Genomic DNA, 12,607 nt, shown 5'->3' on the forward strand with positions numbered 1-12,607 from the left:
CAGAACCGGTCCGCGGGCTCGTAGCGCACTGGCCCCTTGAGCTGCCGGCGCAGCACCGCGTTCTCGTGCCGCAGCACGAGCAGCTCGGCGTCCTTGGCCGTGTCGCGGCGCAGGAGCACCATCGGGACGGACAGCAGCTTCCGGGTCATCTTGTGCAGCAACGGCACGATCACTCGTGCATGATCCCAACCGCCCCTGAAGGCGCCCGAGATGCGCCCTCACTTGCAGCGATGAACAAACGAGCCCCACACGGTGTCAGGACCGCAGCGCCTGGACCGGCCGGGCGCTCATGCCCCGCTGGACACCCACCGCACCGCCGCCGCCACCCCCAGCGTCACGGCCGGTGCCGCCCACGGCCATCGCATCACCCGCCGCACCGAGGGCGCCAGCCACAGGGCTCCCACCGCGCCGGCCAGAACGACGGCCAGGGCGCAGGCCAGCTCGATCCCGCCGTACGCGGCCTGGTCCCAGTCGCCGTCCGGGCGGGTGTTGAGCGCCAGCCAGAGGAAGAACGCCGCCGCCAGGGTCAACAGCACCAGCGGAACGGCGAGGATCACGCGGAGCAGGCGGCGGTCGTCGTCGGGGTGGTGCGGGCGGTCGTCTGCCGGGTGACGGGAGTGACCGGTCTTCTGCCCGTCGCCGGTGTGCGGGGGGTTCGAGGACTGCATCAGCGGATCGCTTTCCTTGCCTGGTCCAAGTGGTGGGTGAAGTCGCGGCCGTAGCGTTGCGCCTGGTCACTCTCCCAGTACGGCCCTCCGTTGTACCGCGCGGCAAGCTCCTGCTGCTGCTCCACCGTCATTCCTTCCGGGGGTACGTCGGCAAAGTCGCTCTCCGCCTTGAGCTGGGCCAGGTACTCGGCGGCGATGAAGATGTTCTGTCCCGGGTCCTGGAGCGATTCCTCCACCATGGCTCGCTGTTGGTCGGTGAGGTTCTCCGGGTCGTAACCGAGCACTTCGGCACCCCGCCGTACCTCGATGGCGATCGGCCCGAAGGACGTCTCGTCGGGGTCGCCACCCAGCCGTGAGGGCAGGTTGTCCGGCGCAATGGGGCTCAACGGGGAGTTTGCCTGTTCCCGGATGGTGTCGGTGATGTCGTCGAATGGGCCGGGCTGGCCGGCGATCTCCTTCCAGGCGATACCCGCCACCATCGACGGCGGCAGCCCGGAGTTCTGCGCGGCGGCCTTGATGATGTCCTTGTTGGCCCGGGTCCACTCGGTCTTCTCCTGGTCACCGGAAGGCGGAATCCAGTAGCTGTCCGTCGCGCCCGGCAGTGAAGCGAGCTGCATCCGGATGCTCCGGAGCGTCGGGGAGACCGGCTCGTCCCCGACCGTGGGGTAGTAGTCCTGCCGGGGGCCGCTGCCCGGCAACCGGGTCGCCGGGTTACCGCTCGCCTCGGCCGTCTCGCGCCGCAGGTCGGGCATGGCGACGGCGACGTCCACCCGCTCGGTGAGGAAGACCTGGAAGTCCGGCACCAGGTCGTACGCCTGCCTGAGCTCGTGGACGCAGAGGCCGCGGGCCTCCTTCTCCGTGGTCCGCGCCAGGTCGAAGTCGCCGCCCGCCGCGTCGTGCAGCCGGTCGGCCTCGTCCCGGATGTCGTCGACGTCCATGGTCAGCTCCGCGAAGAAGTCCAGGACGCCGGTGGCGGCGCGCATGTCCTCCCACTGCCGCATCGGCTCGGCCTCCTGAGCCGTACGGGTGATCGCGGTGCCCTTGGTGCGGATCAGGTCCGCGAGCGCCTGCTCGTTGACCAGGCCATTGGAGTAGTGCGCCTTCGCCAGCGTCAGCGCCTCCGCGTAGCGACGCAGCGCGCCCGCGGCGTGCCCGTAGGCTTCGGCGAGCTCGTCGACCAGACGGCGGCCCTCGGTGAGCCTGGCCGTGTAGTGCGCGCTGCCCTTGCTGCGCCACTCGGTGTGCTTCTCTGCCCGCTCCGCCGCAGGAGCGACAGCCGTTTCGTCCGCGTTGCGCTCCACCAGCGGCGGGTTGCAGTTCTCCAGGAACTCGACGTCCTTGCGGTAGCTGCGTCCGTCGCTCATCGCGTTCCCGGCGAGACGTAACGGCCGTCAAGCACGGCCTCCAGGAACCGGCGGGCGGTCTCGTCCTTGATCTCGGCGAAGTTCCCGCCGACCGTCCGCAGGCGGGTCGACAGCGCTGCGAACAGGGCCATGGTGTCCGGGAACTGGTCACCCGCGAACTCGGCGAAGCGTTCCACCTGACGTGCTACGTCCCCATGGGCCCTGGGTTTCCGTGCCAGGGTGGTCAGCTCGGCGTCCGGGCGGCCCTCGTGGAGAAGCCCGGCGATCTCCACCAGCAGGTTGGCGTTCCCGTTGATGGAGTCCGTCTTTGCCACCAGGTCCTTGCCCGAGGCGGCCGACGCGCCCTTGCCGGAGTCCGCCGACAGCTGGTTGAGCCGCGTGCCGCCCTCGGCCTGCCGCGCCAGCGCATCGGCTTTCAGCTGCGCCCATTCCTACTCGAAGGACACCCCGTCTCCTCCAGTTCCGCCCGGGTCCCGTCATGCTTATTCACGCTGCGTGAGCCGGAACGTTTCTGAAGGAGAAGCGGGAGAACCTGCGCCGGTCAGCTCACCGAGATGCGGAACGTGGGCGTCTTGCCCGCGCGGCGGTAGACGCCGCTTCGGCGGTGAGGTAGCCGAGGTCGACGAGATGGTGAGGGTGTCGCCGCCACCGGGCATGCCGAGGGCGTCAAGGAGGAGAACCAAGTCCTCCTTGCTGTCGGTATTACGGGCGATGGCGCGGGCCGTGTTTGGCTGGGCTCAGGTTCTCAGACCGTGTTTGAGATCTGCCGTGTCCCGTTGCTGAGGCGTTCGTTGAGCTCGCCGTGAGCGGTGTTGGGGGTGGGTATCCGTCGGACCTGACGGATGAGCAATGGGCGCTGGTGGAGCCGTTGCTCCCGCCGGCACGGGTGGGGCCGAAGGGTGGGCGGCGGGAGAAGCATCCGCGGCGGCGAATCGTCGATGCGATCTTTTACGTGGTGCGGACCGGGTGCGCCTGGCGACAGCTGCCGAAGGACTTCGCGCCCTGGCCGACGGTGTACTGGTACTTCACCTGGTGGCACGACGACGGCACCGTCGAGCGCATCCATGACGCCCTGCGCGGCCAGGTCCGTGAAGCCGACGGCCGCGACGTCGAGCCAAGCGCGAGCCTGATCGACTCGCAGTCCGTCCGCACCGCCGACACCGTCCCGGCGGCCACCAGGGGCTTCGACGCGGGCAAGAAGGTGAAGGGCCGCAAGCGGTTCATCGTCACCGACACGCTCGGCCTGCTCCTGGCCGTCCACGTCGTTGCGGCGAGCGTGCAGGACCGCGACGGCGCGAAGCGACCGTTGCTGTGGGCTCGCCTGGACCACCCTGGGGCCCAGAAGGTCTGGGCCGACCAGGGCTTCGCCGGCCGCCTCGTTGAGTGGACCGCTCACATCCTCGGCCGTGACCTGGAGATCGTTCGGAAGGATCCTGGTCAGCAGGGCTTCCAGGTCCAGCCCAAGCGGTGGGCGGTAGAGCGCACCTTCTCGTGGCTCACCGCCCACCGGCGCCTTGCCCGGGACTACGAGACCAGCCCGGCCCACTCGGAGACGATGATTCGATGGGCCATGATCGGCATCATGGTCCGCCGGCTCACCCGGGGACGTGCTGCGACGCGCCCCGGGCCACGACCGCTCGTGCGGCAATCCTCGTAGACAACCCGCCGGCCCCTCACCGACGGCAGCTGCTGTCGGTGAGCTACTGAGCCAAGAACCCCTTGACCTCACGCTTCAGGGCAGGCGGCACGTCGGTCAACTCCGAGACGATCAGGCGGACCTCCCGCCCGAGTTCGGGGAACTCGCTCCAGACCACCGCACTCCTGGTGAGCACGGCAGCCAGCAGATCGCCCTCATACATGTCGCCTTCCGCCAGGGGGTTAGCCCGGAGGACCTCCACCGCCAGCGGCAGGAGATGGGCAAGGCCCACGTCCTGCCTGATCAGCAACCGCATGTCCTCGACCGTCAGGCTGCCGATCGGCTTGCGCCGAAGCTCACGCGCCGTCGCCATCAGCCGGGTTTCGCCGCCCGACGGGGCCGCCCAGCGGTCGCGCTCAAGTTCCTCAAGGGAGAGGTCACGGTTCACGAGTCGAGTCACCGACCGATCGTCCCATGTCAGATCTCAAACGCGGTCTCAGAGGCCATCGAGCGCGAGATTCTCGCCGGGTTGGAGATCGACGTCCTGGGGATCGCGTTCCCTCGCCTGTCCTCGGGAAGGCCGAGGAGGCGCAGCAGGGTCGGCACTTGGCGCTGCTGCGGAGCGCGCCTGGAGCACGCCGCACACCATCCGCCGCTGGGCGCGTGTCACTGGCTCGGCAGCAGTACCGCCCGCCCGCCGGTCGGTCCGTCGCCGAACTGCGGTCGTGCCTCAGCCAGCTACCAGGCCATCAGCCGGTCCACCTCGTCGATCACCGGTACCAGCCGCTGTCCGGGCCTGCTGCCCCTGGCACCCTTACCGCATCGCACATGCAGCACCCCCGCGCGTCCCCACCTAGGGATACCAGTCCTCTGCTCCAAGACGGACCACCTCGTTGATCCGCATGCACACCCGCCACCGCGACTACGCCGCTATGTAATCCCGCGCGGCTACCAGAAAGCCCCGACCCGGCGTGCGCGGCAGCGAAGCCCGCCATGGCTGGAACAGAGTCTCCACCTCCCGCGCCGAGGGCAGGGTGCGCACCCCTCCTGAGCCAGGCGTCGGTTGAACTCATCGATCGGCCGCAGCACCGGCCGACTTGTCTTTTTTCAACCAACCGCTCGTGCCGGGCCTCGACGATGACATAGAACCGGTACACCGCTGCGCCATCTGCCCCCCGTGTCACGCTCCCGGACTCCAGCCAGCCAGCCGTCCACATCCGCCGGTCAAACCTTCCACACCGGGCCCTGCGCGAACACCAGCAGCTCACCCACCCACGTCCGCTGCTGACCCACCCACCGGTCCGTCGAGCGGCCGGTCAGGTCACCGAGGGCCTCGGGGCCGGGTCCGGCGTTCTGGCCCCAGTTCCAGTGGAAGGTGCCGGAACCGGTGCGGTCACTGGTGGCGCGGGCGCGGCCGTAAGGGCACCAGAGGTCTGCGGTGCCGGTGGTCACCCGGCCCGTCCTGACGGTCGCAGCCGGGCCGTGGGCCCGGTTCGTCGAAATCCACCCAGGCGTGCCCTCAGGCCCGCAGGTAAGCGAGGACGGCCAGGACCCTGCGGTGGGTCCTGGCCGTCGGAGGCAGGTCCAGTTTGGTGAGGATGTTGCCGATGTGCTTGCTGATCGCGGCTTCGGAGACCACCAGTTCCTTGGCGATCGCGCCGTTGGACTTGCCTTCGGCGATCAGTGCAAGCACCTCGCGTTCGCGCGGAGTGAGCCGCTGCAGCGGATCGCGGCGGCGGCGCAGCAACTGGCGCACGACCTCGGGGTCGACCACCGTTTTGCCGTCCGCCACCTTGTGCAGTGCTTCCACGAATTCCTCGACATGGCCGACTCGGTCCTTGAGCAGGTAGCCGACGCCCGATCCGTCGCCGGAGTCCAGGAGTTCTGCGGCGTATGTCCGTTGTACGTACTGGCTGAGGACCAGGACCGGCAGTGTGGGGCGCTTCGCGCGCAGCCGCACTGCCGCGTGCAGGCCCTCGTCCTGGAAACCGGGCGGCATGCGTACGTCCGTCACCACGATGTCGGGGGCATGCTCCTCGACCGCGGCGACCAGTGCCGGCGCGTCCCCGACGGCCGACACCACCTCGTGGCCGCAGCGGCTGAGCAGGCCGATGAGCCCTTCCCGCAGCAGCACGCTGTCTTCGGCCAGCGCTACGCGGAGCGATCGGCCGCCTTGGTCAACTCGCAAGGAAACTCCACACGCAACAGAGTCGGTCCACCCGGCGGACTGGTCAGGGCAAGTCTGCCATCCAGGACAGACACCCGGTCCGCGAGACCGGTGAGGCCACTGCCCGCCGAGGCGTCCGCGCCGCCGCAGCCGTCGTCGCGCACCTCGAGGAACAGGCGTCCGTCGCGATGCTCGCCGCTCACCTGCGCGCGGTCGGCCCCGCTGTGTTTGGTGACGTTGGCCAGTGCCTCGCAAACCACGAAATACGCCGCGGACTCGACCGCCTGGGTTGGCCGGCCCGGCAGTTCGAGGTCGACGTCGACGGGGAGCACACAGCGGTCCGCGGCGTCGGCGACCGCGGCTTGAAGGCCGTAGTCCGTGAGGACCTTGGGGTGAATGCCGTGGATGAGCTCGCGCAGCTCCGCGAGCGCCTTGCCCGCCTCCTCGTGGGCCTTGGTGAGCTGGTCGGCGAGCGGGCCGGGCGGGGCGTCGAGGCGGGCCAGCCCGAGGGCCATCGTCAGGGCTACAAGGCGCTGTTGGGCGCCGTCGTGCAGATCGCGCTCGATACGGCGCCGCTCGGCCTCGAAGGCCTCGACCAACCGGACGCGGGAGCGGGCCAGTTCGACCACCTTGGCGCCGAGCTCGCCCTCGCGGGAGGCGATCAGCAGCCGGGCCAGCTCGGCGCGGGCGCCCGCTGTGACGCCGAGCGCGTAAGCACACGGGACCATCAGGAGCAGGCCCAGCACGGCGACGCCGAAGGCGGTCGGCCAGGTGGTGACCGTCCACTGCTTAAGCACCTTCGCTTCATGGCCGTCGCCGACCGTGGCCATCAGCAGCGGAGTGGAGACCATGGACAGCGGGAAGAGCAGGGCGACCGTGATCGCCAGGGCATCGACCGGCCACAGCAGCCCGGCGAACAACAACGCGTACCCGAGCTCCCGCCAGGTCGCCTGTTCGCACAGCCGGGTGGTCAGCCAGGCCCACAGTCCCGGCACGGCCGGCACCTGGTGCCGGCCGGACACCGGGTTGCGGTCGATCAGGCGCAGCCTGCGCCGCTCCACCCCGGCCAATGGGATCCCGCTGAGAGCGACCAGGACGAGCAGCGGCAGCCCCACCAAGACGATGGCGAGTGCACCGCAGATCGCCGCTACCGTCACGATCCCCACCAGGGCGGTGGCGCCGGTCATCGCGCCGGTGAGCAGATACGCGGCGGCGCGCCAGGGCCAGGCCGACAGCAGGAAGCCCGGCCGGGACATGGCCTGCCACACGTTCCGAGAGTGCATGTGCATGACCGTAAGTGGCCCCACCGGTCCGGTGCCATCGGTCCAGGGTGCGTATCAGGGGTAGGCCTGGCACTACCCCAAGTCTCGTTCGCGCCGTACTGCGTCACGCGGGGCTTCCGCGGTTTCGTGGAGGCACCAACGAGCCAAGGAGCAGGTACTGGTGGGGGAACATATGAGCAACGACGCGATCCGGTTGCGCTCCGTGACCCGGCGGTACGGCTCGAGCGGTACGTCCGTCACCGCCCTCGACGAGGTGTCGCTCGCCTTCCCGAGGGGGACCTTCACCGCCGTGATGGGCCCGTCCGGGTCCGGCAAGTCGACCCTGCTGCGGTGCGCCGCGGGCCTGGACCGGCCCACGTCCGGCTCGGTCACCGTCGGCGACACCGAGCTGACCGGGCTGAGCGAGACCAAGCTGACCCTGCTGCGCCGCGAGCGCATCGGCTTCGTGTTCCAGGCGTTCAACCTGCTGCCCTCGCTGACCGCCGAGCAGAACGTGGCCCTGCCGCTGCGGCTGGCCGGCCGCCGCCCGAGGAAGACCCAGGTGCGCGAGGTGCTCGAACAGGTCGGACTCGGCGACCGGGCGCAGCACCGCCCGACGGAGATGTCCGGCGGCCAGCAGCAGCGGGTTGCCCTGGCGCGCGCCCTGATCACCCGCCCCGAAGTGCTGTTCGGCGACGAGCCGACCGGCGCGCTCGACTCGCAGACCAGCCGCGAGGTGCTGGCCCTGCTGCGCGGCATGGTCGACCGGGACGGCCAGACGATCATCATGGTCAGCCACGACCCCGTCGCAGCCTCCTACGCCGACCGCGTCGTCTTCCTCGTCGACGGCCGGGTCAACGGTGAGCTGATCGGCGCCTTGGCCGAGGACATCGCGGCGCGCATGACCAAGCTCGAGGCGACGCCGTGCTGAGCACCACGCTGCGCACCCTGCGCACCCGCTGGGTCACCTTCGTCGGCAGTTTCGTCGCCCTCTCCCTGGGCGTCGCGCTGATCGCCGTGATGGGGCTGGCCCTGGCGTCCTCACTGGACGCTCCCGACCGGGGGCCGGAGCGGTTCGCCGCCGCGCCGGTCGTCGTCAAGGGCCAGGACACCCTCGAGGTGCCCACCTCGATCGGCGACCGCACCCAGAAGCTCGCGCAGCCGCGTGCCGTGCCCGCCGACGCGATCGCGAAGCTGCGGAACCTCGGGACCGTCGTCGAGGACCGGTCGTTCGCCGTGCGGGCCGAGGGCGGCCCCGCCGATCTGGTGGGACACCCCTGGTCCACGGCGGCCTTCGCGCCGTACCACCTCGACGCGGGACGCGCGCCCCACGCCGCGGACGAGGTCGTCGTCAGCGGTGACTGGGCCCGTCCGGGCACCCGGGTGCGGACCGACGGCGGCACCGTGCGCGTCGTCGGCACCGTGGGCGGGCTCGGCTTCGAGAACGCCGTGTTCTACACCGACGCCCGCGCCGCCGAACTGTCGCCGCGCAGTCTCCAGCTCGTGGTCGACGCGGATGCGGCGGCCGTGCGCGAGGCGGTGCGCGGCAGCGAGGGCGTTCAGGTCCTCACCGGGGACGCGCGCCGGTACGCCGACGCCGACCCCGACCGGGACAGCGAGGCCCTTACCGCGATGAACGCCATGTTCGGCACGGCCGGCGGCGTCACCGCCTTCGTCTCGGTGTTCGTGGTGGCCTCGACCTTCGCGTTCGCGGTGGCCCAGCGGCGCCGCGAGTTCGGGTTGCTGCGCACCGCCGGGGCGACCCCGGGGCAGATCCGCCGCATGGTCGTCTACGAGGCGCTCGTGGTCGGTGTGCTCGCCTCGGCCGCCGGTTGTGTGCTCGGTTCCTACGGGGCCCCGAAACTCGCCGAGTGGGCGGTCGACGAGAGCCTTGCGCCCCGCTGGTTCACCATCGGCGACTACACCCGGCCCTATCACATGGCGTTCTGGACGGGCCTGTTTGTGGCCCTGTGCGGGGTGCTGGCCGCGTCCTGGCGGGCCGGGCGCACCGGGCCCACCGAGGCACTGCGCGAGGCGTCCGTCGACACTCGGCCGATGACCTGGGGCCGCTGGCTGTTCGGTGCGGCCCTGCTGATCACCGCCGCGGTGACGCTGATCCTGGCCCTGGTGACGAACCCGGGCGACCTGCTGCAGCGCAAGACCTATGTGAGCCGGCCGATGCTGCTGATCACCGCGGTCGCGCTGCTCGCGCCGGTGCTGGTGCGGCCACTGGCCCGGCTGATCGCCTGGCTGCCGGCCCAACGGCCAGGCGCCGGCGGGATGCTGGTGCGGGAGAACGCCGCCACCGGGGTCCGCCGCACCGCCGCCGTCGCGGCGCCCGTGCTGGTCACGGTGGCGCTGGCGGGCTCGCTGCTCGGTGCCACCGCCACCCTCAACGAGGCGAGGGCCACCGAGGTGCGCGAGCAGACGGCCGCCGACTTCGTGGTCACTCCGGCGGGCGACGCCGGCTTCGAGGAGGCGACGCTGCAGCGGCTTCGGGCCGTGTCCGGCGCCGAGGTCTCGGCGAGCTCGTCGAGCGCCGTGTACGTCCTGGAGGACGGCGTGGCGCTCATCAGGTCCGATGCCAGGGCCGTCGAGCCGGAACCGCTCGCGGCAACGGCCCGTCTCCCGCTCGCCGCGGGGAAGGTGGGCGATCTGGACGACGACTCGATCATCGTCAACGAGGAGTGGGAGAAGCACACCGTGGGCGAGCGGGTGGACGTGTGGCTCGGTGACGGCACGAGGAGGTCCCTGAAGATCGCCGCGGTTATGACCACCGGCACCGGCAACAACGGCGTCTACGTCACCCCGCGCAACGCCCCCGCGGCGCCCGTCGACCGGGTCGACGTACGCCTCGCGGACGGTGCCGACGCGGGCACCGTGGCCGCCGGTCTGCGTCAGACGGTGCGCGCGTCGGGCGGGAAGGTCCTCACCCGGGACGCCTGGGTGCGCGCGACACACCCCGAGACCGACCGGACGACCCGGATGGGGTTCCTCCTGGTCCTCGGGATCGCCCTCCTCTACACCGGCATCTCGCTGGCCAACACGATGGTCATGGCGACCTCCGACCGGGTCCGCGAGCTTGCCGTGCTGCGGCTGGCCGGCGCCACCAGATGGCAGGTGCTGCGGCTGGTGGGCGCCGAGGCGCTGATGGTGGTCACGGTCGGCGGGCTGCTGGGAGCGCTGGTCGCCGGCCTCAACCTGGTGGGCATGTGGAGCGCGCTGGGCCTGCTCTCGGTGTGGACGTCCATCGAAATCCCGTGGACGACGCTCGTGGCGGCCCTGGGTGCCTGCGCGGTGCTCGCCGTGATCTCAGCGGCCGCTCCGGCCGGCCTCTCCCTGCGCCGAAGGGCGGTGGAGCTGGCGGGCGTACGCGAGTAACCTCCGACCGGCGCCTGCCTGCCCGGATACCGCCGTGCCCCAGTAACCGGGCCCCCGCCCCCACCAGCAGGCGTAGCTGCTGAGGCGTGCCGACACCATGGCTGACCTCCCGGTCCAAGCCCGGCGAGCCTGGGTACGGCTGCGTCTCTTCCTGAACCTCCACCCCGACGACGACCAGGACGGTGTCGTCAGCGATGACAACGAGGTGGGCACCGCGTTGGCGGACACCGACCTGGCCGACCGCGGGGAACGCCTGCACCGTGACGACGCGGATCTTGCCTGAGCCGATGCTCACCACGGCCGTGGACAGCCCTGACCTGCCCGCCGGGCACGCGGCGGAGGTCAAGTGGGACGGCTTCCGCGCGGGGCTGTCCGTCGACTCGGGCCGAGTCGTACTACGGTCCAGGAACGACCCTCAGCTGGCACCCGTGTTTCCTGAGATCGTCGCCGCAGCCGCGCAGTTTCCCGACGTGGCAGCCCCAGACGGTGAGCTGATCCTCTGGGAGTCCGGCCGGCTCGCCTTTGAGCGGTTGCAAGCCCGGCTTCAGCGGCGCGGCGCGGTGCGGCCGCGGCCCGGGCCGCTGAGGAGTGGCCGACCCACTTCGTCGCGTTCGCCCTGCTGCGCCTGTCCGGCACCAGCACCACAGGGTGGTCCAACCACCTGCGGACCACGAGCCCCATCGAATCGACCTTCGCCACCGTCCGGCTGCGGACCAAGGTCATCCGCGGCGCCGGCTCCCGCACCGCCGCCCTGGCCATGGTCTTCAAACTCGTCGAGTCCGCCCAGCAGCGGTGGCGGGCCGTGAACGCACCCCCCTCGTCACCCTCGTCCGCGCCGGGGCCCGCCTCGAACGCGGCCAACTCGTCGAACGCCCCGAACAACTCGCAGCATGACAGGCCCGCCAGCCAGGGCCCCCTTGCTCACAGGCCGCCGGTCCGGCTTCAGGCGTAGCGCGCGAAAAGGGCCTGGAGGTACCCCTCCAGCCGCCTGGCCAGCAGGGTGGGGGCAGATCAACACGGCCCACCTCACGCCACGGGACGGCGACCTTCTCGGCGTCCGGAGCAAAGGCCAAGGCGTCCAGCAGACGCCAGTAAAGGTGGGCGGCGCGATCTTCGGCCAGCGTCCCTCCCGCCGCAACGTAGCGGTCGGCGAAGTCCATGCCCGCGGAAACCCCGTGCAGCAGAGCCAGGGCCGTCGAGCAGTGGGCCACGTCCAGGTCGGCCGGCCCCCAGGAGGTCTCCACCCAGTCGACGACGCCGCTGATTCGCAGACCGCCGCCGTCGCCCGTGAAGAGGACATTGCCGGGATGGAAGTCCCGGTGCAGGAAGCAGGCCCGGTACTCCGGGGGCTCGCGGCGGATCACGTCCACGGCCCGTTGCCACAGCTCGGGCCGATCGGTGTCTTCGGGCGGGCTCACCCGCTCGGGAGAGGTCCACGCCTGATACGCGCGCGGCCGTGCCTCGGCGGTCACCGGCAGCCGGTGGATGCGCAGCAACTGGCGGGCCAGCAGTTCGGCACGCCGGCCGGCCCCCGCATCGCCCAGGCGCACGGTCCCGGGCAGCAGGGACATCAGCAAGGACGGATAGTCGCAGTACTGCGCTGTGGCGTCCACGGCCACCAGCCTGGCCGCAGGCACATCCGTGCCGCCGAGCAGGCGCAAACGGCTGCCTCGCGAGTCAGCAGGCCCTCCGCGTGGCGAACGTAGAAGGGCTCGACGAAAGACCGCAGGACCAGCGACCGCCGACCACCCCGCCCGCAGATGTCCAGACGGCGCATCGCCGACGTCCAGCCGCCACGCAACCGCGCGACATCCTCGATACGTTCTGCCTCGGACAGCCCCTTCTCCACCCAGGCCCGCGTCGCACTCCAACCCTGGTCCTCAGGATTGGTACCGATGTGCTCGGCCCCCTCGTCCGCAACCATGGAAGCAGGCTATCGATCCTCTCTCATCGACGGACGCACTTGGCCCCCACCCACAACTCTTGACAATTACTCCGACTCCCACCCACCCAGTGGCCTCCGGCCCATAACCGGCGGCGGGGGGGGGGGGGGGGGGGGGGGGGGGGGGGGGGGGGGGGGGGGGGGGGGGGGGGGGGGGGGGGGGGGGGGGGGGGGGGGGGGGGGGGGG

The 12,607-nt window shown here is 71.0% G+C and carries 11 protein-coding genes and 3 pseudogenes; 6 read left to right on the top strand and 8 right to left on the bottom strand.

What is annotated here, in order from left to right; all coding sequences use genetic code 11:
* Nucleotides 1–287 precede the first annotated feature (287 nt).
* The 3 genes from ACZ56B_RS31840 to ACZ56B_RS31850 are packed head-to-tail and all read right to left on the bottom strand — an operon-like array spanning nt 288 to nt 2,346.
* On the bottom strand, nt 288–668 hold the full coding sequence (locus ACZ56B_RS31840; RefSeq protein WP_468798260.1) for a hypothetical protein: 381 nt from the start codon (nt 666–668) through the stop codon (nt 288–290).
* Complete coding sequence (locus ACZ56B_RS31845) at nt 668–2,032, bottom strand: hypothetical protein (RefSeq protein WP_468798263.1); 1,365 nt, start codon at nt 2,030–2,032, stop codon at nt 668–670. The genes ACZ56B_RS31840 and ACZ56B_RS31845 overlap by 1 nt, the downstream gene beginning before the upstream one ends.
* Nucleotides 2,029–2,346 (bottom strand): hypothetical protein, encoded by a 318-nt coding sequence (locus ACZ56B_RS31850; RefSeq protein WP_468798266.1) that lies wholly within the window; start codon nt 2,344–2,346, stop codon nt 2,029–2,031. The genes ACZ56B_RS31845 and ACZ56B_RS31850 overlap by 4 nt, the downstream gene beginning before the upstream one ends.
* 449 nt (nt 2,347–2,795) lie before the next feature.
* Here ACZ56B_RS31850 and ACZ56B_RS31855 point away from each other — a divergent pair, with 449 nt between their 5' ends.
* On the top strand, nt 2,796–3,689 hold the full coding sequence (locus tag ACZ56B_RS31855; protein WP_468798284.1) for an IS5 family transposase: 894 nt from the start codon (nt 2,796–2,798) through the stop codon (nt 3,687–3,689).
* Between the two features lie 43 nt (nt 3,690–3,732).
* On the opposite strand, the gene ACZ56B_RS31860 is transcribed toward ACZ56B_RS31855, so the two are convergent.
* From ACZ56B_RS31860 to ACZ56B_RS31875, 4 genes are all read right to left on the bottom strand, one after another.
* Nucleotides 3,733–4,116: a contact-dependent growth inhibition system immunity protein gene (locus ACZ56B_RS31860; protein ID WP_468798269.1), complete on the bottom strand. Its 384-nt coding sequence runs from the start codon at nt 4,114–4,116 to the stop codon at nt 3,733–3,735.
* Between the two features lie 776 nt (nt 4,117–4,892).
* Nucleotides 4,893–5,120 carry a hypothetical protein gene (locus ACZ56B_RS31865; RefSeq protein WP_468798272.1) on the bottom strand — a complete coding sequence of 76 codons (228 nt, stop codon included), beginning with the start codon at nt 5,118–5,120 and terminating at the stop codon, nt 4,893–4,895.
* A gap of 67 nt (nt 5,121–5,187) precedes the next feature.
* On the bottom strand, nt 5,188–5,856 hold the full coding sequence (locus ACZ56B_RS31870; RefSeq protein ID WP_468798275.1) for a response regulator transcription factor: 669 nt from the start codon (nt 5,854–5,856) through the stop codon (nt 5,188–5,190).
* On the bottom strand, nt 5,820–7,091 hold the full coding sequence (locus tag ACZ56B_RS31875; RefSeq protein ID WP_468798287.1) for a sensor histidine kinase: 1,272 nt from the start codon (nt 7,089–7,091) through the stop codon (nt 5,820–5,822). The genes ACZ56B_RS31870 and ACZ56B_RS31875 overlap by 37 nt, the downstream gene beginning before the upstream one ends.
* 199 nt (nt 7,092–7,290) lie before the next feature.
* On the opposite strand from ACZ56B_RS31875, the gene ACZ56B_RS31880 reads away from it, so the two are divergent.
* From ACZ56B_RS31880 to ACZ56B_RS31900, 5 genes and pseudogenes are all read left to right on the top strand, one after another.
* The gene (locus ACZ56B_RS31880) at nt 7,291–8,028 is read left to right on the top strand and encodes an ABC transporter ATP-binding protein (RefSeq protein WP_468798290.1); all 738 of its coding nucleotides are present in this window, start codon (nt 7,291–7,293) and stop codon (nt 8,026–8,028) included.
* Nucleotides 8,022–10,478 carry an ABC transporter permease gene (locus ACZ56B_RS31885; RefSeq protein ID WP_468798278.1) on the top strand — a complete coding sequence of 819 codons (2,457 nt, stop codon included), beginning with the start codon at nt 8,022–8,024 and terminating at the stop codon, nt 10,476–10,478. The genes ACZ56B_RS31880 and ACZ56B_RS31885 overlap by 7 nt, the downstream gene beginning before the upstream one ends.
* Before the next feature lie 97 nt (nt 10,479–10,575).
* The gene (locus ACZ56B_RS31890; RefSeq protein WP_468798281.1) at nt 10,576–10,761 is read left to right on the top strand and encodes a hypothetical protein; all 186 of its coding nucleotides are present in this window, start codon (nt 10,576–10,578) and stop codon (nt 10,759–10,761) included.
* A 4-nt stretch (nt 10,762–10,765) separates the two neighbouring features.
* A pseudogene (locus ACZ56B_RS31895) lies at nt 10,766–10,969 on the top strand (ATP-dependent DNA ligase); the annotation flags it as partial.
* Nucleotides 10,970–11,136: 167 nt separating this feature from the next.
* Nucleotides 11,137–11,372, top strand: a pseudogene (locus ACZ56B_RS31900) (IS256 family transposase); the annotation flags it as partial.
* A 48-nt stretch (nt 11,373–11,420) separates the two neighbouring features.
* On the opposite strand, the pseudogene ACZ56B_RS31905 reads toward ACZ56B_RS31900, so the two are convergent.
* Nucleotides 11,421–12,402, bottom strand: a pseudogene (locus ACZ56B_RS31905) (phosphotransferase family protein).
* Nucleotides 12,403–12,607 lie beyond the last annotated feature (205 nt).

The sequence above is a fragment of the Streptomyces sp. NPDC034670 genome, from assembly GCF_055574875.1.

What these genes read in the sequence shown, in the direction of transcription:
- ACZ56B_RS31840 (WP_468798260.1), bottom strand. Translation starts at nt 668, where the DNA reads ATGCAGTCCTCGAACCCCCCGCACACCGGCGACGGGCAGAAGACCGGT.
- ACZ56B_RS31845 (WP_468798263.1), bottom strand. Translation starts at nt 2,032, where the DNA reads ATGAGCGACGGACGCAGCTACCGCAAGGACGTCGAGTTCCTGGAGAAC.
- ACZ56B_RS31875 (WP_468798287.1), bottom strand. Translation starts at nt 7,091, where the DNA reads ATGTCCCGGCCGGGCTTCCTGCTGTCGGCCTGGCCCTGGCGCGCCGCC.
- ACZ56B_RS31880 (WP_468798290.1), top strand. Translation starts at nt 7,291, where the DNA reads ATGAGCAACGACGCGATCCGGTTGCGCTCCGTGACCCGGCGGTACGGC.
- ACZ56B_RS31890 (WP_468798281.1), top strand. Translation starts at nt 10,576, where the DNA reads ATGGCTGACCTCCCGGTCCAAGCCCGGCGAGCCTGGGTACGGCTGCGT.